At 50.2% G+C, this 20,231-nt stretch carries 17 protein-coding genes and 1 riboswitch; of the genes, 11 read left to right on the top strand and 6 right to left on the bottom strand.

Annotated features, from left to right (window positions below):
• Positions 1-8: 8 nt before the first annotated feature.
• On the bottom strand, positions 9-815 hold the full coding sequence (locus NEV57_RS11825; protein ID WP_257658534.1) for a hypothetical protein: 807 nt from the start codon (positions 813-815) through the stop codon (positions 9-11).
• A gap of 82 nt (positions 816-897) precedes the next feature.
• On the opposite strand from NEV57_RS11825, the gene NEV57_RS11820 reads away from it, so the two are divergent.
• The 3 genes from NEV57_RS11820 to radA are packed head-to-tail and all read left to right on the top strand — an operon-like array spanning position 898 to position 5,251.
• A complete protein-coding gene (locus tag NEV57_RS11820; RefSeq protein ID WP_257658533.1) occupies positions 898-2,688 on the top strand; it encodes a serine hydrolase domain-containing protein in 1,791 nt (596 codons plus the stop codon).
• 54 nt (positions 2,689-2,742) lie between these two features.
• Positions 2,743-3,867 carry a dipeptidase gene (locus NEV57_RS11815; protein WP_257658532.1) on the top strand — a complete coding sequence of 375 codons (1,125 nt, stop codon included), beginning with the start codon at positions 2,743-2,745 and terminating at the stop codon, positions 3,865-3,867.
• 4 nt (positions 3,868-3,871) lie between these two features.
• Positions 3,872-5,251 carry a DNA repair protein RadA gene (gene radA, locus NEV57_RS11810; RefSeq protein ID WP_257658531.1) on the top strand — a complete coding sequence of 460 codons (1,380 nt, stop codon included), beginning with the start codon at positions 3,872-3,874 and terminating at the stop codon, positions 5,249-5,251.
• A 38-nt stretch (positions 5,252-5,289) separates the two neighbouring features.
• Here the strand turns inward: radA and NEV57_RS11805 are convergent, their stop codons facing one another.
• The 5 genes from NEV57_RS11805 to NEV57_RS11785 all read right to left on the bottom strand — a co-directional run bounded on the left by NEV57_RS11805 (position 5,290) and on the right by NEV57_RS11785 (position 9,554).
• Entirely contained in the window at positions 5,290-5,658 is a 369-nt protein-coding gene (locus NEV57_RS11805; RefSeq protein ID WP_257658530.1) for a YccF domain-containing protein, read from the bottom strand.
• A gap of 3 nt (positions 5,659-5,661) precedes the next feature.
• Positions 5,662-7,038: a histidine--tRNA ligase gene (gene hisS, locus NEV57_RS11800; RefSeq protein WP_257658529.1), complete on the bottom strand. Its 1,377-nt coding sequence runs from the start codon at positions 7,036-7,038 to the stop codon at positions 5,662-5,664.
• A gap of 240 nt (positions 7,039-7,278) precedes the next feature.
• A complete protein-coding gene (rnc, locus tag NEV57_RS11795) occupies positions 7,279-8,010 on the bottom strand; it encodes a ribonuclease III (protein WP_257658528.1) in 732 nt (243 codons plus the stop codon).
• A gap of 27 nt (positions 8,011-8,037) precedes the next feature.
• Entirely contained in the window at positions 8,038-9,291 is a 1,254-nt protein-coding gene (gene fabF, locus NEV57_RS11790) for a beta-ketoacyl-ACP synthase II (protein ID WP_257658527.1), read from the bottom strand.
• A 26-nt stretch (positions 9,292-9,317) separates the two neighbouring features.
• Complete coding sequence (locus NEV57_RS11785; protein ID WP_079717265.1) at positions 9,318-9,554, bottom strand: acyl carrier protein; 237 nt, start codon at positions 9,552-9,554, stop codon at positions 9,318-9,320.
• Positions 9,555-9,826: 272 nt separating this feature from the next.
• Here NEV57_RS11785 and NEV57_RS11780 point away from each other — a divergent pair, with 272 nt between their 5' ends.
• The 8 genes from NEV57_RS11780 to NEV57_RS11745 all read left to right on the top strand — a co-directional run bounded on the left by NEV57_RS11780 (position 9,827) and on the right by NEV57_RS11745 (position 20,217).
• Positions 9,827-10,249, top strand: a complete 423-nt coding sequence (locus tag NEV57_RS11780) for an IPExxxVDY family protein (protein WP_257658526.1) — start codon at positions 9,827-9,829, stop codon at positions 10,247-10,249.
• Positions 10,250-10,352: 103 nt separating this feature from the next.
• A complete protein-coding gene (gene pyk / locus NEV57_RS11775; protein WP_257658525.1) occupies positions 10,353-11,783 on the top strand; it encodes a pyruvate kinase in 1,431 nt (476 codons plus the stop codon).
• An 8-nt stretch (positions 11,784-11,791) separates the two neighbouring features.
• The gene (locus tag NEV57_RS11770) at positions 11,792-12,517 is read left to right on the top strand and encodes a TylF/MycF/NovP-related O-methyltransferase (protein ID WP_257658524.1); all 726 of its coding nucleotides are present in this window, start codon (positions 11,792-11,794) and stop codon (positions 12,515-12,517) included.
• A 93-nt stretch (positions 12,518-12,610) separates the two neighbouring features.
• Positions 12,611-14,428: a sensor histidine kinase gene (locus tag NEV57_RS11765; protein WP_257658523.1), complete on the top strand. Its 1,818-nt coding sequence runs from the start codon at positions 12,611-12,613 to the stop codon at positions 14,426-14,428.
• Between the two features lie 45 nt (positions 14,429-14,473).
• Positions 14,474-15,169 carry a response regulator transcription factor gene (locus tag NEV57_RS11760; RefSeq protein WP_257658522.1) on the top strand — a complete coding sequence of 232 codons (696 nt, stop codon included), beginning with the start codon at positions 14,474-14,476 and terminating at the stop codon, positions 15,167-15,169.
• A gap of 50 nt (positions 15,170-15,219) precedes the next feature.
• Positions 15,220-15,324: riboswitch (SAM riboswitch) on the top strand.
• Positions 15,325-15,432: 108 nt separating this feature from the next.
• Positions 15,433-17,754 carry a 5-methyltetrahydropteroyltriglutamate--homocysteine S-methyltransferase gene (gene metE / locus NEV57_RS11755; protein ID WP_307876436.1) on the top strand — a complete coding sequence of 774 codons (2,322 nt, stop codon included), beginning with the start codon at positions 15,433-15,435 and terminating at the stop codon, positions 17,752-17,754.
• Positions 17,755-17,897: 143 nt separating this feature from the next.
• Positions 17,898-18,575: a tRNA (guanosine(37)-N1)-methyltransferase TrmD gene (gene trmD / locus NEV57_RS11750; RefSeq protein ID WP_257658521.1), complete on the top strand. Its 678-nt coding sequence runs from the start codon at positions 17,898-17,900 to the stop codon at positions 18,573-18,575.
• A gap of 220 nt (positions 18,576-18,795) precedes the next feature.
• Positions 18,796-20,217, top strand: coding sequence for an anthranilate synthase component I family protein (locus tag NEV57_RS11745; RefSeq protein WP_257658520.1), 1,422 nt, complete (start codon positions 18,796-18,798; stop codon positions 20,215-20,217).
• Positions 20,218-20,231: the final 14 nt, after the last annotated feature.

Raw genomic sequence — 20,231 nt, 5'->3', positions numbered from 1 at the left:
GTGACCAGCTAACCGGATGTTTTCACGAGTTTGATGCTCCCCCCGTTGTAGACCGGGATAAATCCGGCACGCAACCGGTCCGCCGCCGGCATTTCATGAAGCGTCGGAGGCAGTCTCCCTTCATGGTATCGCATAAAGGTATGGGCATCCACCCAGAACAGCTGGGGCTGTGTTCCCGTTATCGGGATGAACCCCACTTTCCGGTAGCTGCTGCCGTCGGACCAATCGCTATCGGCATAAGTCATGATATCCCCGGGATTGAAGGCGCGTTGAAAGGTTTCCAGTAACTTGCTGAACCCGCCCACCACGTGAGCCCCCTGTTTATGGCAGAAACGAAGGAGTTCGAATGACCGGTGTCCGGCAGGCCTGTCGTGCATGCTGCGCCCACCGCTGAACAGGGCTATTGCCACCAGTTCGCCGTGATGGAATAAACCAAACCGGTATTTTCCGGGCAGCGATACCTGCAAATGATGTTCTTCCTGGAAGGATAAAGCCGTCGGTTTATCGATACGGGCGGCTACGGTATCCCGTGCATACAGGCGGCGCGACTGTCCGGCTAAGGCGGCGATGCGATTCAGCAGCAGTTCCGGCCGTGTGATCCAGCGGTCCTCATCGATGTGGATGCTGCGGATACCCGGCGTCATCGGCACCCTGCTGCGGTAAGGCTGCAGGGCGTAATAGACGAGCTGAAAAGGCAGCGGAGCCGCCTGTAATAGCCAAACACCTTCGATGAGGGGTGAGGTGCTGATTTCGATGTGCAGCTTATGCTGCAATGCGATCGAGAACGCCAAAACGGATGAGGAGCTGTCTGACACGTGTAAACTGAGTAAACACAAAAATCATAAAAATTTAAGAAGACCGCCATTTTTAGTAAATATTATCGATATTCGTTATACGATGAAAAGAGCCATTACACTGATTGGTATGATGGGCGTGGCGATAGCGTGTATTTCCTCCGTTTATGGTGCCGGGATAACCGGGAAGATGCCGGTCAATCATACCGTATTATTAAACAATCAAGGGCACAGCATCCCATTGAAGGGGTTGCAGGACCGCCGGATTGCCCACATCGGTCACCTCGATCGGGAAGCGTTCAAGGCATTCGGTAACATGCTGGGGCGTTATGCACCCGTTACGCATTTTGCACTGGCGGCTGAACCGGATGGGAACACCCACCTGGATGAGGACCTGAAGTTTTATAATACCCTGATTTTCGCCGTTTCCGATGCAGACCTGAATGATCAGCGATTATTGCAGTTCATCCATACCCAGGCTGTGGGCAAGGAAGTTGTTTTAGCGGTTTTCGGTGATGGCTCCGGACTGCGTGCGGTTGATTTCGTCCGATTTCCAGTTCTTTGGACTTCCACGCTTACCAATGAGACCGCCAACCAGGTGGCGATGTCGATCTTCGGCGGCATTTCCTGTACCGCACAGCTGCCCCAAACATTTTCAACGCGCTACGCAAAAGGTGCTGGCTTCACAACAGAACAGACTCGGCTCGAATACGCGGATGCCTCGGCTTTTGGAATAGATACACAACAGCTGACGGCCAGCATCGATGCCATCGCCATGGAAGCGGTCCGTGAACACGCTACCCCCGGGGCCGTGGTTATGGCGATTAAAGGAGGCAAAGTAATTTTCGAGAAGGCATACGGCTATCACACCTACGACCGGCAGCGCCCTACCCGGGTAGCGGATATCTTCGACATGGCATCCATCACTAAAATCACCGCGACAACGCCAACCATTATGCGGCTGGTCGAACAGGGTGCCGTTAACCTCGACAGTACCATGGGTTATTACCTGGCACAGGCGCAGCAGACCAATAAAAGACACACCAAATTGCGGGATGTAATGCTGCACGAGGCGGGATTTATTCCCTTTATTCCCTTTTACCGGGAACTGAAGCCCGGCGACCTGAGTACCGATTCATCAGCTGCCTATTCCGTAAAGGTGGCGGATGGCTGCTATATCCGCACGGGCTACTATGAGGATGTCATGTGGCCAACGATGCTGAATTCCAAACTCAATGCGCCGGGCAATTATGTATATAGCGATATCAGCATGTACGTGATGAAGGAAGTCGCCGAACACCAGACCGGAATCCCGATACAGGACTATATTCAGCGGGAGTTTTATAAGCCCCTGGGTATGCAAACTGCTGGATACTTGCCACGCAATCGTTTTGAGAAAGACCGGATTGTGCCGACGGAAAATGACAGGACATTCCGCAAAACACTGCTTCAGGGGTATGTACACGACCAGGGGGCTGCCATGGCGGGCGGAATCGCAGGGCATGCGGGACTGTTTGCAACGGCCAACGATTTGGCTATTTATGGTCAGCTGCTGCTCAACCGTGGGACGTATGGCGGTGAACGGTTTTTCAGGTCGGAAACGGTAGACCGGTTTACGTCCAACCAGTCGAGGACCAGCAGGCGGGGACTGGGGTTTGACCGCTGGGACCCGGATACGAGCAAGCAGTATCCGTCGAAACTCGCATCCAATGCCACTTTCGGGCATACCGGATATACGGGCACCTGCATCTGGATTGACCCAAAGGAACAGCTTATCTACATCTTTCTATCCAACCGGGTGCACCCTGCGGTAAGCACGAAAATATATGACCTCAATACCCGGAGCCGCATACAGGATGCTATTTATGAAGCCATAGCTGCTGCGGGTAACTAGGGTGTAAATTACGAAAGAATGACTGCACGAAGGATAGCACTATGTTGCCTGTCAATGCTTTTTTTAGCGGCTTCGCTCCAGGCACAGGACGCGGCACGGATCCATCGGGATGCACTGGTTTTTGACACCCACAACGATGTGATTTCGGAATCCATCATGCCGGGCAAAGATATCGGTAAGCGCATAGGTACCGGCCATACCGATTTGCCCCGGATGCGGGACGGGGGAATAGACGCACAGGTCTTTTCCGTGTGGTGTAGTGAAAAATACGGCCGGGGTACGGCGTTTGCTTATGCCAACGAGCAGATCGACAAGCTGATGGAACTCCTTCACCGTTATCCTGATGCGATTGCACTGGCTACGGATAGTGCAGGCATTAGGCAGCTAACCGAACAGGGAAAAATTGCCGCGATTATCGGGGTGGAAGGCGGACATATGATTGAGGAGCGCCTGGACTACCTGGATAGCTTGTATCGAAGAGGGGCACGCTACCTGACACTTACCTGGAATAACAGCCTGAGCTGGGCGACGTCGGCCAACGATGAGATGCGGAATCCGGGAAAACTCAGCCATAAAGGACTGAACGATTTCGGGCGTTCGGTGGTCCGGCGGATGAACGAGCTGGGCATGATGGTGGATCTCTCCCATGTGGGGCGCCAAACGTTCTTCGATGCCCTGGAGGTGACCACCAAGCCGGTTTTGGTATCTCACAGCAACGCCTATGCCGTCATGGCACATCCGCGCAACTTACAGGATGACCAGTTGAGGGCCCTTGCAAAAAACGGCGGGGTGGTGTGTGTCAATTTTTATTCGGGTTTCCTTGATCCGGCACATTACAGCAAAATCAACAAACTGTATGCGCAGTACGTGGGTGATACCATCAAACGTTCAACCGATGCTAAGTTTGCCCGGCTGCCGGCTGAAGCGAAGGAAGCCTTGCGGCCGCCGCTATCGATTCTGCTGGACCATATTGACCACCTGGTTGAAGTGGCAGGCGTTGATCATGTCGGGGTTGGAAGCGATTTTGACGGCATTTCATCGACCCCTAAAGGACTGGATGATTGCAGTGATTTCCCGAAGATTACGGAAGGTTTGCTGCAACGGGGTTATTCCGAAACGGATATCCGTAAAATACTGGGCGGAAATGTGCTGCGATTGATCGCGGCACAGCAACGATAACAAAATGGCGAAAGCAAAAACAACTTATTTTTGTCAGAACTGCGGATACGAGTCTGCGAAATGGCTGGGTAAATGCCCATCATGCCAGGAGTGGAATACCTTTGTGGAAGAAGTGGTGGAAAAGGCAGGCCCACGTGTGCCGGACTGGCGAACGACAACGGGTGCAGCTCCCCGGGGCGGTAAGGCGGCGGCCATACACGAGATCGAGCAGGTTGAAGAGCGTCGGCTGGTTACACCCGACCGCGAATTGAACCGGGTACTTGGCGGGGGTATTGTGCCCGGCTCGCTGGTACTTGTCGGCGGGGAACCCGGCATCGGTAAGTCCACCCTGATGCTGCAACTCGCCCTCCAGCTGCCCGGAACCAAAACACTATACATTTCGGGCGAGGAAAGCGAACAGCAGCTGAAAATGCGCGCGGAAAGACTGAGCCAAAGCACGAAGGCCGACTGCTATATCCTCACCGAAACAGCCACCCGCTCTATTTTTAAGCAGATTGAGGCCACGGCTCCGGACCTGGTGATCATCGACTCCATACAGACGTTGCATTCAGCCCAGATTGATTCGGCTCCGGGCAGTGTGTCACAGGTGCGGGAATGCACGGCCGAATTGCTGCGCTTTGCAAAGGAAACAGCAATACCGGTATTCATTGTCGGGCACATTACCAAAGACGGTGCGATTGCGGGACCTAAAGTGCTGGAACATATGGTAGACACCGTATTGCAGTTTGAAGGCGACCGGCACCATGTATACCGGATTCTGAGGGCGATAAAGAACCGGTTTGGCTCGGCCTCGGAGCTGGGAATCTATGAAATGCAGGGAACGGGGCTGCGGGAAGTGAGTAATCCCTCCGAGATCCTATTGTCACAGCGGGAGAACAGTATGAGTGGCATTGCTATTGCCGCCATGCTGGAAGGCATGCGACCCATGTTGATCGAAGTGCAGGCATTGGTGGGTAATTCGGCCTATGGAACGCCACAACGCTCCTCCACCGGTTTTGATACCCGACGGATGAACATGCTGCTGGCTGTGCTCGAAAAACGCCTTGGCTTCCGGCTAAGCGCACAGGACGTATTCCTCAATATCGCCGGCGGCCTGCGGGTAGAAGACCCGGCTATCGATCTGGCAGTTGTTATTGCCGTGATCTCCTCGCAACAGGACATACCGGTATCCGCCACCGTCGCTTTTTCTGGCGAAGTGGGGCTGTCGGGCGAGATCCGTGCGGTAAACCGGATTGAACAGCGTATCGCCGAAGCCGAGAAACTCGGGTTCGAAACGATCTATATTTCCAAATACAATACCAAAGGGCTGGACAAAAGCCACTATCAGATTGCTATTGTACCCGTAGCCAAAGTGGAGGAGGTGTTCCGGGCGGTGTTTGGTTAGGCAGAAGGCCGCTATACCCGTCGGTGCGGCCAGTCTTACTAATTCACCGTTTTTCCGAAAGGCGTAAACGCCAGTCCCATCAACTTAAAATGTTGCCGGCCGAACGGGATGCCGATGATGGTAATGCATAACAGCAGGCCGAAGAAAAAATGGGTGAGCGCTACCCAGATTCCGCCAAAGACAATCCAGAGGATATTCATCAGGGTATAAAGGCACCCGGTGCTTGAAGGAGCATTTGTGACCGCCGTTCCGAAAGGAACCAGGGAAGCAAACGCCAGTTTAAACAACTGGATGCCGAACGGGATACCGACAATGGTCAGGCAAAGCACCAGTCCGCCTATGAGGTATTCCAAAAAGATGAAAAAACCTCCAAAAATGATCCAGATAATGTTTCCGATGAGATTCATACGTTAAGTGGTTAAAGCGGCCAACAACGCGGGTTCGCGGAGCTGCTGCTGGGTACCCGTTGCCATGTCTTTCAGCGAAAATACGCCCTCCTGCATTTCAGACTCGCCGATTAGGATCACATAAGGGATGTTTTTGGCGTCGGCATAGGCCAGCTGCTTTTTCAGTTTAGCCGCAGCCGGATAGAGTTCCGTGGCGATACCTGCCCGGCGTAATTTTTGGAGCAGGGGCAGCGCGTAAAGTTCGGCCAGCTTGTCAAAATTGCTGATCAGTACGCGCGTCGACTGGCCGGTGCTTTCGGGGAAAAGTGCCAGTTCTTCCAGCACGTCATAGATGCGATCCGCTCCAAAGGAGATACCGACCCCCGAGAGGCCATTGAGGCCAAACATGCCGGTCAGATCATCGTAGCGCCCACCGCCACCGATACTGCCCATCGACACTTCATTTGTTTTTACCTCAAAGATGCAGCCGGTGTAATAATTGAGTCCCCGGGCCAACGTGATATCCAGGGCAACAAAACGGTCCAGTAATGAAGTGTCTCCGGTCAGTTTTTCAATATACCCCAATACCGTTTCCAGTTCATCAACACCCTTCAGTCCCGTTTCCGACGCTTGCAATATCGTTTTCAACTGCGCTATTTTTTCCAGCGTTGTTCCCTGCAGCAGGATAATAGGCTGCAGTTTTTCCAGGTCAACTGTCGAGAATCCGCGATCTAAGAGCTCCCGGTTTACGCCATCCAGGCCAATTTTGTCCAGCTTGTCGATGGCAACGGTCATGTCTACGATCAGTTCCGGTTTACCCAGTACCTCGGCGATACCGGTCAGGATTTTCCGGTTATTCAGCTTGATGGTATAGTCCTTAAGTCCCAGCTTGCTTAGTGCTTCATGATAGATCAGGGTAAATTCAGCCTCATTCAACAGGCTTTCCGATCCAACCACATCCGCATCGCATTGGTAAAACTCACGGTACCGGCCCTTTTGCGGCCGGTCTGCCCGCCATACCGGCTGAATCTGGAACCGTTTAAAGGGCAGGGTAATCTCGTGTTGGTGCATCACCACATAACGGGCAAATGGGACAGTCAGGTCATAACGCAGAGCCTTTTCCGAAATGTGAGGAATCAGCTTCAGGGAAGCCTTTTCGTCCAGTAGGGCCTGGGGAGTTTTGGCCAGATAGTCGCCTGAATTCAATAGCTTAAAAATCAGCCTGTCGCCTTCATCTCCATATTTGCCGGTGAGTGTCTGCAGGTTTTCAAAGGCCGGAGTCTGTATTTCACGGTAGCCATATGCTGCAAACACCGATTTGATGGTATTGAAAATATAGTTGCGTCTTTCCATTTCGGTCGGCGAGAAATCGCGCGTACCTTTTGCTAAAGCGGGTTTCATCTGTTTATTTAATTTTTAGTAGTCAGATGGCGCCATTGATGATCACCTAACCCCCCCTGTCCGGTGTGTTTAGCTGGAGTACCTTTCATTTATGAACCCCATCCAAGCAAACCGAACGTAAATAATGGGGCTATTCATCATGCCGGCTTCATCTACATGTAACGGCAGGGTATCCGGTAGCCGGGCCCGTTGTGGTTATGCTAACAGTTATTCCGCAAAGGTAAGGGATCAGGCTGAGATTTACAGCACATGCAGTACTTCGCAGGCTTTTTCCGCGGCAATTTTTTCCGCGCTTTTTTTATTGTAGTCGCGTCCGGTGCCGTATACTTCGCCATCCACCACCGCATCTATGGTGAATATCTTGGTACTGTCGCCCTCCGCGTTTTCCGTCTGGATGAACGAAACATCTTTCCCGGCCTGCTGGCACCATTCGATCAGCCTGCTCTTAAAATTGGTTTCGGTCTGTTCCAGCAGTTGGATGTCGACATGGGGCTTGATAATCCGGTTTATCAGAAAATTTTTGGTAAAGGTGTAACCCTTGTCTAAGTAGATGGCCCCGATCAGCGCCTCAAAGGCATCACCGAGCAATGATCCCTGTTTATTGGGGTAATTTACCATGCGGGAATCGTACTGGATAAGCTCGTTGAGTCCGAGCTTTTTCGATAACTGGTTAAGATGCGCCCGGCTGACGATTTTAGAGCGCATTTCCGTAAGGAAGCCTTCCCCTTTATAGGGGTATTTCTTAAAAAGCAGTTCAGCAATAACGGAGCCAAGTACGGCATCGCCTAAAAACTCAAGGCGCTCGTTGCTGTTCTTGGTACCGTCTTTAACCAACACCGCCACCGATTTATGGCGAAATGCCAGATGATACAGATGCAAATTGCCCGGAACAAACCCCAAAATATTCCTCAACGCCCTCACATACTGGCGATTGGTTGAAAAATGCAGTTTGTAAATCTTTGAAATAGGCATCTATGTATTAGCTGATTGCCCGTTTAGCTATTCTTCGAATTTTTTAAAGATCACGGATGCATTATGCCCGCCGAAACCGAACGTATTGCTTAGTGCATATGTTACGCCGCGTTTCTGGGCATTGTTAAACGTAAAATTCAATTTCGGATCAAGCGCCGGATCGTCAGTGAAATGATTGATCGTCGGAGGTACAATGTCGTGTTTGACTGCCAGCAATGAGGCAATGGATTCAACCGCGCCGGCTGCGCCGAGCAGGTGCCCGGTCATGGACTTGGTTGAGCTGATATTCAGCGCATAAGCATGTTCCCCGAACTGATCAAGAATGGCTTTTGCTTCGCTGATATCCCCTACGGGTGTAGAAGTCCCGTGCACATTGATATAGTCGATGTCATTGGTTGTAATCCGCGCATCCCGCATGGCGTTCGCCATGGCCAGGCGTGCACCAAGCCCTTCGGGATGCGATGCCGTAATGTGGTGGGCATCGGCACTCATGCCGCCGCCGACAATTTCGGCATAGATCTTCGCTCCCCGTGCCTTGGCGTGTTCAAGGCTTTCAAGGATGATGGCTCCGGCACCTTCACCGGCCACAAAACCGTCCCGGTCTTTGTCGAATGGTCTGGATGCGGTAGCAGGATCATCGTTGCGCGTTGATAATGCATGCATGGCATTGAAACCGCCTATTCCGGCTTCATTAATGATGGCCTCTGATCCGCCCGTGATAATAATGTCGGCATATCCGGTCCGGATATAATTAAGGGAATCGATCAGGGCATTCGTAGAAGAGGCGCAGGCGGATACAGTCGAAAAATTGAGTCCATGCAAGCCATACCGCATCGAGATGTGTCCCGGAGCAATGTCCAGGATCATCTTGGGAATGAAAAAAGGATTGAAGCGCGGCGTACCGTCACCATTGGCAAAGTTGCTTACCTCATCGAGGAAAGTCTTCAACCCGCCGATACCTGCACCCCAGATCACGCCAATGCGGTTGGTGTCCAGCTTATCAAACTGCAGTGCGGCATCCGCAACGGCTTCGTCTGTAGCGGCCAACGCATAATGTACAAATGGATCTACTTTGCGTGCTTCCTTACGCTCCATAAAATCTTCGGCATTAAAACCTTTTACCTCACAGGCAAAGCGGGTTTTAAACTTCGAAGCGTCAAATCGGGTAATAGGAGCAGCGCCGCTTACCCCTTTAATTAGGTTATCCCAAAATTCCGGGACGGTATTCCCAATAGGAGTAAGCGCACCTAACCCTGTTACTACTACTCTTTTAAGCTCCATTTATATGATTGGCCTAATGAAATTAGTTAGTTAACGTTTTTTTCTAAATAAGCGATTGCTTGTCCAACTGTGCTGATGGTTTCAGCTTGATCATCGGGGATAGCTACGTTGAATTCCTTTTCAAACTCCATGATCAACTCCACAGTGTCGAGTGAGTCGGCACCCAAATCATTGGTAAATGAAGCCTCAGGGGTAACCTCGTTTTCGTCTACACCCAGCTTTTCAACGATAATTGCTTTAACTCTTGATGCGATATCAGACATGATTCTATAGTTTAATTGTTTAATAAATCTGTGCAAAGAAAAATAAATTTCGGCAAATAGTAAAACGTTTTTGATTTTCGCCGGTTTAATCGGCGTTCCAGACCGCGCGGACCACCCTGTATAAAGGTCCTGTACGCCTTGTTTTGGTGTTTATGTTTAAGTGGTTGACTCCCCCTTTATCTGTTGTGTCTGCAATACCATTATCTTTTTAGTATAATGCCATGCTAATCCTTTTTGTTTTTGTAATTTTGCGATGAATATAGAAAAATACTTTGAATAAAGTTACATTAAAATACGAATTAGACTTAGATTTCATCCTGATCGCGATCACCTCCTCCCTTAAAGATTACCGGTTATGCTACTTCATTAATAAGTATGCCGGATTGGATTTAGCCAAGGTCGACGACCATGAAATATGGCTTTCTTCATCCGAAGGGCATCGGTATTTTAGCCGGTATGCCGCCCTTTCCGAGGCTACGGAAACGGAATATTACCTGTTGGCCAACCGGAGTGTGGAAGGAGGGGTGCTTGTTCCTGAAATGAAAAATTCGGATTATTTTTTTCTGGTGCGGAACTTTATCGATGAGGAAGACCTGGAAGCATTGCAGGAAGCCGTCGCGTCGATCCCGGAGGTTGTTGTGGCCAGCGAAATATCCCCCCAACGATTGAAATCCAAAGAAAATCTGATATTTTAGCCACGTAATTTAGAAAGTGTATCTTTCACACCCAGCATAGCTGCAAAACGAATTGACTCAGCACACCCAACAGCGTGTGCAATTAAATAAAATAAGATATTACATGGAAAAGGTTCAAAAGCGAACTAAAATTGTAGCCACTTTGGGGCCGGCGTCAGCCAAAAAGGAAACATTAACCAGCATGATCGCAAAAGGGGTTGATGTATGCCGGCTCAACTTCTCGCATGGCAGCCAGGCCGACCACCTCGCTGTCATCAAAACCATTCGGGAAATCAGCAAGGAACACCAGTTGAATATCGGCATCCTGGCCGACCTGCAAGGTCCTAAAATCCGGATTGGCAAAATGAAGGAAGGTGGTGCCATATTGCTCAATAATGCCGAAGTGGAGATCACGACCAGTGAGCTTATCGGTAATGAGCAACGGGTATACATTACCTATCCGGACTTTCCAAAGGATGTAAAAACGGGAGAGATTATCCTGCTCGATGATGGAAAAATACAGCTGCGGGTGATGCATACCAATCACGTTGATACGGTACGGTGCGAAGTGGTACACGGAGGCGTACTCACCTCGCGCAAAGGCGTAAACCTGCCAAACACCAAGGTTTCCATCCCCAGCCTCACCGAGGAGGACCTTGATAACCTCAGCTTTGTGCTTGAACACGATGTGGAGTGGATCGGGATGTCATTTGTGCGGACGGCGGATGATATCCGGCGGCTCAAGGAAATTATCAGGGATAAAAAGAAGACAGCGCGCGTGATCGCCAAAATCGAAAAACCCGAGGCGATTGAAAACATCGATGAGATCATTTCCGTTACGGATGGAATTATGGTGGCCCGGGGCGACCTCGGTGTGGAAATGCCCATGGAAGACGTGCCGGTATTGCAAAAAATGATCGTTAAGAAATGCCGCGACGCGGCAAAGCCGGTTATCATTGCTACCCAGATGTTGGAGAGTATGATCACGACACCCCGGCCTACGCGGGCTGAGGTAAACGATGTGGCCAATTCGGTGCTCGACGGTGCGGATGCGGTTATGCTCAGCGGTGAAACCTCGGTTGGGGAATTTCCGGAAATTGTCATTGAAACGATGAGTAAGATCATTGTGCATGTCGAACAAACCTCTTATCCCTATTATATTGCAAAAAGACCCGAGCAGATTGTCGAATCACGGATACCCGATGCCATTTGCAGCTCATCGATCTACCTGGCCGAGAAGACCAATGCCTCGGCCATTGTGGCCATGACCTTTTCGGGGTACACCGCATTTGAAATATCCAGCTATCGCCCGAACGCCGATATTTATATTTTTACCGGCAATACAGTATTACTTAATACCCTCAGCTTGCTTTGGGGTGTCCGCACCTTTTTTTACGATAAATTCGAAAGCACCGATGGCAGCATCAACGATGTAAACTCGCTGCTTAAGGAGAAAAATCTGGTAGATACCGGCCAGATCGTAATCAATACGGCATCTACACCGTTACATAAAAAGGGGCGAACCAATACGATTAAAGTTACGGAAGTGGAATAATCACGCCTATGCAGCTGAATGCGGAACGCTTTCTTACGTGGGTACAGGCCCGCCTGTATGCCTTAACCAACAGGGAAAAAGCGGATTTGATGAAGATCAAGACCGACCACCTGACCTATTTGGCAACGAAAGACCTGTTCAACCTGTATGAAGCTGCTAAGTCGATAGAAAAAGCCGGAACCCCCGGTCTTTTTATTGAAACGGGATGTGCACTCGGAGGATCAGCCATTGCCATTGGCAAGGCGAAGGATGTGCAGCGGCCATTCCGGATATACGATGCTTTCGGCATGATTCCGCCGCCTTCCGATAAGGACGATGCCGATGTGCACGCCCGGTATCAGGAAATAAAGAACGGGCAGTCGCAGGGCATCGGCGGAAACCTGTATTACGGATATACTGAAAATCTGGAGACGGTGGTCGCGGCGAACCTGACCCGTCATCAGGTGGCCCCTGAACGGAACAACATCAGCCTGGTCAAAGGCTATTTCGAAAACACAATCACCATTAATGAGCCCGTCGCATTTGCGCATATCGACTGTGATTGGTATGAATCGGTCATGGTATGCCTGCGGGAAATCGAGCCGAATTTGGCACCGGGGGGGCGACTGATTTTTGACGACTATTACGAATGGTCGGGTTGCCGCCATGCAGTCGACGAATATTTTGGCGATAAGAAGGCCGGGTACCGGTTTATCCCAATGGGCCGGAAACTGCATGTCGCCAAAGCCGGCTAACACCAGCCACAACCTGCAATACGCTGATTTGTTTCTTGTTAAAATATGTTAAAAGCTCCGTTTTGCCTTTAGGCTTGTGTATTTTTGTCTGGAATGAGGCATAAAAAAAGCATCGGCTTGATCATCGGCTTAATGACCATCGCACTGCTGGGTGTGGTGGCGATGCAGTATTTTTTCATCCGGCAGTCGTATATCCAGAAGGCCCAATTGTTTGACGAGTCGGTAAATGCGGCGCTTACAACCGTTGCATCGAAAGCCGAGAAGCGCGAAGTCATGGAATTTGCCATGGCACAGCAGCACAAAAACCGGGAAAAGTACGAACGTGAACAGCGCCGACTAAAAGAGCAGCTCCGGATCCAGACCGACATTGAGCACATGCGCGACCGGCAGGCGGAGTATTACTTGGCCTTTAAGCAACAGGAACAGGAGCTGTATGACCGGTTTCCGGTCGTAATCCCCATTGAAAGCAACGAGTTCTATGAAACCTATATCAAGGACGAGCGCAACCAGGAATTTTTACAGGTTAACGTAGACGTCAACTCCGTAGCTGACGGCACCTTTCAGCGGAGCGATAATACAGTGCGTGTGTACGCCACCAAACCGGTGCCTATGCAGAAGGCAAAAGACGACAGCCTACGGTATCTAATCATTCTCGGACAGCAACGATACGCAGCAAGGAGCCTTAATTACACGGTAAAGGCGCTCCCTCCCCGGAAGGATATTAAGATGGAGCGGCAGATCGATCACATGGAGCAGCAACTTAAATTACTGCAGGCCAATACGCTGCTGGATACCATCGCCGTATTAAGCGGAAAAGACCCGCTGATGGTAGAGGGGTTTGCCGCCGAGATCGAACTGGCTAAGCGCCCCTTTAATGAACGGATTAATGCAGGGTATATTAAAAATGAGTTGCAGCGGGAGCTGATAAAACGGGATATCCAATCGCCCTTTAACCTGGAAATCAAGAATAACAACCATACGGTGTATAGTTTCGCCAGCTTCAGTGAAGTACAACCGACTTCGGAAAGCGTGTATTCGACGGCACTGTTCCAGGCCGACAGTGAACAGTCGCCCGGCCGGCTTTCCATTTATTTTCCCAGCAAGAGCGCCATATTGATGAGTAACATGGCGGTTATGCTGTTTTCCTCCGTCGCCCTGCTCCTCGTGCTGGTGGGCTGTTTTGCCTATACCATTTTTACGATGGTGCGGCAGAAGAAGATTTCGGAGATGAAAACAGATTTCATCAACAACATGACACATGAATTCAAGACACCGGTAGCTACCATCATGATTGCAAGTGAATCACTGAAAGACCCGGAGATTTCGGCTGACCAATCCCGCCTGCAGCGGCTGGCCGGCATCATATACGACGAAAATGTGCGCCTCGGAAGCCATATTGAGCGGGTGCTTAATATTGCCCGATTGGAGAAAGACAACCTTAAACTGGAACATCAGGAGGTCGACATCAATGAGCTGGCCCAGGCGGTGATTGACAGCATGGACTTACAACTGCAAAAGCACGGAGCACAGGTACATATGCACCTGGACGCCAGCGAGGCAATTGTAGTGGGTGATGAGTTGCATCTTTCCAACGTATTGTTTAACTTAGTGGATAACGCGATAAAATATAGCAAAGGTGATCCGGAGATCACCGTCAGGACCAAAACCATTGGCAAGCAATTAATGATTACCGTTACCGATAATGGTATCGGCATGAATAAAGACCAATTAGCAAAAATATTCGATCAGTTTTACCGGATTCCAACCGGAAACCGGCATGATGTAAAAGGATTCGGTTTAGGGTTAAGTTATGTAAATGACATTGTCAAGCGGTTGGGGGGTAAGGTGCAGGTGAAAAGTGACAAGGATAAGGGAGCTACATTCGATGTAATATTACCGCTTAAGGGATAGCCTCACCGTTGCACTACCCATGCAGCATGATCTTGTACGAACGATATGCAAAAAATTCTATTAGCTGAAGACGACCCCAACTTAGGTGATATCCTAAAGGATTACCTCGAGCTGAAAGGCAAATTCGGGGTAACACTTTGTAAGGACGGCGATGAAGCCCTGCGCGAATTCAATAAAGGCGTATTTGACTTGTGTATCCTGGATGTTATGATGCCCCGGAAAGACGGGTTTACCCTAGGCCGTGAAATCCGGAAAACTAACGCCGAAATCCCCATCATTTTCGCAACTGCGAAGGGGATGATGGAAGACAAGACCGAAGCATTTGGCCTCGGCGGCGATGATTACATTACCAAGCCGTTTCGCGTGGAAGAGCTGCTGCTCCGCATCCAGGCACTGCTTAAGCGTGCATCCAGGGAGAAATCGACAGTAGAGGAAGAACTGCCGGATAATTTCGAGATTGGCGACTATTATTTCGATTATGTGGCCCAGCAGATTGCTTATAAGGGGCACGTGCAGAAGCTGTCCACCAAGGAAGCTGAGCTGCTGCGCCTGCTCTGCCTGAAAAAAAACGACGTGCTCACACGGGAGGAGGCGTTACTTAAAATATGGCATGACGACAATTATTTCAATGGCCGCAGCATGGATGTCTTTTTAAGCAAGCTGCGCAAATACCTGCGCGATGACCCTAAAGTCGAAATCGTGAATGTGCATGGCAAGGGATATAAACTGCTGGTGAACTGATTGCGGCAAAAATTTTTGTGTAATTCAATCTTATTGCCGATATTAGCGGCCGCTTATGGAGAAAGGCAGAGGGAATGGACCCTGTGAAGCCTTAGCAACCTGTCACCAGACAAGGTGCTAAATTCTACCCGCCCGATGAGGGGGAAAGATAAGCAGCACACAACGCATGACTTGTGTCCTCTCTTTAAAGCAATCGAAAATATAGGTGATTACCGGTAAATGCCGGTACATGGGTTGTACATTAACACATTATTAACATCATTATGTTGAAAACTAACAATTTGGGTTATCCGCGCATTGGGGCCCTCCGTGAGCTGAAAAAAGCCAATGAAGCCTATTGGGCAAAAAAAATCAGTCAGGACGAACTATTGCAGGCTGGCCGCCAGATCCGCGAGGGAAACTGGAAAACCCAACAGGATGCGGGTATTGACCTGATTCCTTCCAACGATTTTTCATTTTACGATCAGGTGCTGGATCTGACACTGACTGTAGGTGCTATTCCGGCACGCTACCAGGGTTTTGCAGTGGAGGGTGCGTCATCCTACAATCTTGATTTGTATTTTGCCATGGCCCGCGGCTTTCAGCAGGAAGGCCTCGACGTTACGGCCATGGAAATGACCAAGTGGTTCGACACGAACTACCACTATATTGTTCCGGAATTTGTGAAGGATCAGCAATTCAGACTGACTTCCGAAAAAATAATCAACGAATTTAACGAGGCAAAGCAACTGGGCATCCAAACCAAGCCCGTATTGATCGGCCCTATCACATACCTGCTGTTGGGTAAGGAAAAAGAGGCTGGTTTCAACCGGATCGACCTCATTGACCGTTTATTACCGGTGTATGAAGAAATCCTGGGCAAGCTTGCCGCTGCCGGTGCGCAGTGGATCCAGTTGGATGAGCCATTCCTTGCATTGGATATCGATGAAAAAACCCGCGAGCTTTACCAGCAGGTTTACAGCCGCCTGTCGGCTGCTGCTGCCGGTGTAAACCTGGTTGTGGCAACGTATTTTGAATCGCTGCGCGAGAACACCAAGACGGCATTGAACCTACCGGTACAGGCACTGCATGTTGACCTGGTGCGTGGTGAGGATCAATTGGACGAGCTGTTGGCCGGTGCTCCCGCAGACCTGATCCTTTCATTGGGTGTGGTCGATGGCCGGAACATCTGGAAAAATGATTACGAAGCTTCTCTCCGGAAAATTAACCGGGCAATAGAAAAACGGGGTGCCGACCGCGTATGGATCGCGCCGTCGAGCTCGTTGCTGCATGTGCCGTTTGACCTGGATCTGGAAGACAACGAGCAATCGTTGCCGGCAGAGGTGAAGAACTGGTTAGCATTTGCAAAACAGAAACTTCAGGAAGTGAAAGACCTGGCGGTACTGGCAACTGGAGATGCTGACACAGCGATAGCGCAACGGTTTGCCGCGAATAAGTCGGCCCAACAGAGCCGGCGTACGTCTTCACTGATCCATCGCGAGGAGGTGAAGGCCCGCGTCAGCAGCATTACCGACGAAGATGCACAGCGGACCAGCCCATTTGCTGCGCGGAAGGCAAAACAGCAGGAGAAGTTTAACCTGCCTGCCTTTGCTACCACGACCATTGGATCGTTCCCCCAGACCAGGGATGTACGTAAATGGCGTGCCGATCTGAAGAAAGGGGCCATCACCCAGGCAGAATACGACCAGCTGATCGCGGAGGAAACCGAACGGACCATCCGCCTGCAGGAAGAACTGGACATCGACGTATTGGTACACGGCGAATTTGAACGGAATGACATGGTGGAATATTTCGGCGAACAGCTGTCGGGATACGCTTTCACTAAAAACGGATGGGTGCAATCCTACGGTTCGCGCTGTGTGAAACCTCCTGTTATTTATGGTGACGTATCACGGCCCAGCGACATGACCGTACGCTGGTCGGCTTACGCACAGACATTGACCAACCGTCCGGTAAAAGGCATGTTGACCGGTCCGGTCACCATCCTGCAATGGTCTTTTGTACGGAACGACCAACCGCGCTCGGAAACTACTTATCAGATTGCATTGGCTATTCTTGATGAAGTACAGGCGCTGGAAAAGGCCGGCATCAAAATTATCCAGATTGACGAACCGGCCATCCGTGAAGGATTGCCGCTGCGCAAAGCAGATCATAAAGCCTACCTGGACTGGGCAGTACGGGCTTTCCGGGTATCATCTTCCAATGTGGACGACGATACGCAGATTCATACCCACATGTGCTACTCGGAGTTTAACGATATCATCGAGCATATCGCAGCGATGGATGCCGACGTAATTACCATTGAAACGTCGCGTTCCCAAATGGAGCTGCTGGATGCATTTGCAGACTTTAATTACCCTAATGATATCGGGCCGGGCGTGTACGACATCCACTCACCACGGGTGCCCAGTAAGGAAGAAATGGTAAAACTGCTTGAAAAAGCCAAAGCCGTTATTCCTGCCGGACAGCTGTGGGTCAATCCCGACTGCGGACTGAAAACCCGGGCATGGCCGGAAACCAAAGCCGCACTTGAAGCGATGGTCGACGCAGCGAAAACACTGCGTGGTATTGCTGAAGCGGTATAGTTTGCCATTACCCGGTAAAATAGTTTTTTCGACCCCGCTGCCGGTTCCGGCGGCGGGGTCCTTTGTTTATGTTTGTTAACCAAGGAGCTCCTGTCGCTCACCACGGATCACCCGTCACCACCAAAAAACACTATCTTTGCGCCATGCGGTTTGATATTATTACAGTACTGCCCGGCTTATTGGAAAGCCCTTTTGCGCATTCCATCCTGCAACGTGCACAGCAGAAAGGTTTGTGTGAAATTGTCGTGCACAACCTGCGGGATTATGCCCACAATAAACACCGGAGTGTAGACGATTATCCTTATGGCGGCGGAAGCGGCATGGTCATGCAAATCGAACCGTTCGCGGTATGTATCGAACAGTTGCAGGAAAAGCGGCAATACGATGAGGTGATCTTCATGACGCCCGATGGCGAAACCCTCAATCAGACCATTGCCAACAACTTGTCTACCAAAGGAAACCTGATGGTCCTTTGCGGTCATTATAAGGGAATAGACCAGCGCATCCGCGACCTTTTTGTTACCCGCGAAATCTCCGTCGGCGATTATGTCTTGTCGGGGGGAGAGCTTCCCGCGGCTGTATTGGTAGACACCGTAACACGACTCATTCCGGGAGTGCTTTCAGATGAAACATCCGCACTTTCTGATTCCTTTCAGGGCGAGCTGTTGGACGCCCCGGTGTATACCCGGCCGGCTAACTGGCGGGGGCATCAGGTGCCAGATGTGCTGTTAAGCGGTAATGAAGCTGCAATAAATCGGTGGCGTGATGAACAGGCAATGCAACGGACGAAAGCCCGTCGCCCCGATCTGCTCGATGATTAATTTATAAGCAAAAATTTGTTTAGTCGATTTTTTTTATATTTTTGCCGGTAATGTTGAAGCATGCATACCATAATATGACCTGGTGGTGGCCCGAGGGAAAGAACGTCGGGTCATATGGATTATTATCGTATTCATAATCAACCAGAGCCTTATGAAAGTTGGCCCGACGTTTTGGAAAATCCGTCGGGTTTTTTTGTGTTTTTAATTAATAGCATGAGCGATGAAATATCATTTTAAAACCACGTATAAGCAGTTATTAGCCGACACAGCGACACCGGTAAGCATTTACCTTCGGCTGCGTGATGTATTCCCGAACACCCTATTGCTGGAGAGTTCGGATTACCACAGCCGCGAAAATAACATGAGTTATATCTGCTGCCAGCCCATCGCCGGAATCAAGCTGGATAAAGATGTGCTCGAAATACAGTACCCGGATAGGGCAATCGAACGTAAACCGGCCTCGGCAATTGACCTTCGTCAGGAAGTCTCCGCATTCCGGCAGGCATTTCAGGGAGCCGCCCAGACTGATTTTAATTTCATTTCCAACGGGCTATTTGGTTTTTTTACGTTCGATACCGTTACCCATTTTGAAGACATATCCCTGCAGAGCCCACCCGATGCACAGCGGGATATTCCGTACATGCAATACCATGTTTACCGCTATGTCATTGCGATAGACCATTTCCGTAATCAGCTGTATATTTTCGAGCATCAGCTCGAAGGCACGGATACGGTGCCCGGGTTGGAAAAAATCCAGTACCTGATTCAAAATAAGAACTTTCCGGAATATAGCTTTTCGCTGGTTGGGGAAGAAGGTTCAAATATGACGGGAGATGAATTTAAAGCGCTGGTGATGAAAATGAAAGAGCATATTCACCGGGGCGATGTCTTTCAGATTGTACCTTCACGCGCCTTTTCCAGGTCGTTTCTGGGCGATGAATTCAACGTATACCGTACGCTGCGGTCTATCAACCCGTCACCATATTTATTTTACTTTGATTATGGCGACTTCAAGCTTTTTGGCTCATCGCCCGAAGCACAGCTTACCATCCATAATAACGTGGCCACCATCCACCCCATTGCGGGTACGTTTAAACGCAGCGGCAACCTGCAGCAGGACGAACAGATCGCTGAGGCTCTGAAGGCCGATCCCAAGGAAACGGCCGAACATGTGATGCTGGTAGACCTCGCACGCAACGACTTGAGCCGCCACTGCGAAAAAGTACACGTAAAGTCCTATAAAGAGGCACAGTATTACTCACACATCATTCACTTGGTCTCCAAGGTGTGCGGTGTGCTCAAGGCCGGCGTGAATTCATTTGATGTCGTGGGTGATACCTATCCCGCAGGCACGCTGAGCGGCGCCCCGAAGCACATGGCCATGCAGCTGATAGACCGTTATGAAAACCAGCAGCGAAGCTTCTATAGCGGTGCCATTGGGTACATGGGTTTCAATGATGATTTTAATCACGCGATTATGATCCGTTCGTTTTTAAGTAAAAATAACGTCCTGCATTACCAGGCGGGCGCCGGTATCGTCGCAGACTCCGACCCGGAGAAAGAACTCAACGAAGTAGACAATAAGATTGCTGCCCTGCGTAAAGCACTGGAACTGGCGCAGGAAATCAATAACCACCAATAAGCACACCGCATCAC

The organism is Parapedobacter lycopersici, from assembly GCF_024643285.1.
In the GTDB taxonomy this organism is placed as follows: domain Bacteria; phylum Bacteroidota; class Bacteroidia; order Sphingobacteriales; family Sphingobacteriaceae; genus Parapedobacter; species Parapedobacter lycopersici.
Note: the sequence above shows the minus strand (reverse complement) of the source record. Positions and strands in the feature narration are given on the sequence as shown.

What these genes read in the sequence shown, in the direction of transcription:
- NEV57_RS11820 (WP_257658533.1), top strand. Translation starts at nt 898, where the DNA reads ATGAAAAGAGCCATTACACTGATTGGTATGATGGGCGTGGCGATAGCG.
- NEV57_RS11815 (WP_257658532.1), top strand. Translation starts at nt 2,743, where the DNA reads ATGCTTTTTTTAGCGGCTTCGCTCCAGGCACAGGACGCGGCACGGATC.
- radA (WP_257658531.1), top strand. Translation starts at nt 3,872, where the DNA reads ATGGCGAAAGCAAAAACAACTTATTTTTGTCAGAACTGCGGATACGAG.
- NEV57_RS11805 (WP_257658530.1), bottom strand. Translation starts at nt 5,658, where the DNA reads ATGAATCTCATCGGAAACATTATCTGGATCATTTTTGGAGGTTTTTTC.
- hisS (WP_257658529.1), bottom strand. Translation starts at nt 7,038, where the DNA reads ATGAAACCCGCTTTAGCAAAAGGTACGCGCGATTTCTCGCCGACCGAA.
- rnc (WP_257658528.1), bottom strand. Translation starts at nt 8,010, where the DNA reads ATGCCTATTTCAAAGATTTACAAACTGCATTTTTCAACCAATCGCCAG.
- fabF (WP_257658527.1), bottom strand. Translation starts at nt 9,291, where the DNA reads ATGGAGCTTAAAAGAGTAGTAGTAACAGGGTTAGGTGCGCTTACTCCT.
- NEV57_RS11785 (WP_079717265.1), bottom strand. Translation starts at nt 9,554, where the DNA reads ATGTCTGATATCGCATCAAGAGTTAAAGCAATTATCGTTGAAAAGCTG.
- pyk (WP_257658525.1), top strand. Translation starts at nt 10,353, where the DNA reads ATGGAAAAGGTTCAAAAGCGAACTAAAATTGTAGCCACTTTGGGGCCG.
- NEV57_RS11770 (WP_257658524.1), top strand. Translation starts at nt 11,792, where the DNA reads ATGCAGCTGAATGCGGAACGCTTTCTTACGTGGGTACAGGCCCGCCTG.
- NEV57_RS11765 (WP_257658523.1), top strand. Translation starts at nt 12,611, where the DNA reads ATGAGGCATAAAAAAAGCATCGGCTTGATCATCGGCTTAATGACCATC.
- NEV57_RS11760 (WP_257658522.1), top strand. Translation starts at nt 14,474, where the DNA reads ATGCAAAAAATTCTATTAGCTGAAGACGACCCCAACTTAGGTGATATC.
- metE (WP_307876436.1), top strand. Translation starts at nt 15,433, where the DNA reads ATGTTGAAAACTAACAATTTGGGTTATCCGCGCATTGGGGCCCTCCGT.
- trmD (WP_257658521.1), top strand. Translation starts at nt 17,898, where the DNA reads ATGCGGTTTGATATTATTACAGTACTGCCCGGCTTATTGGAAAGCCCT.
- NEV57_RS11745 (WP_257658520.1), top strand. Translation starts at nt 18,796, where the DNA reads ATGAAATATCATTTTAAAACCACGTATAAGCAGTTATTAGCCGACACA.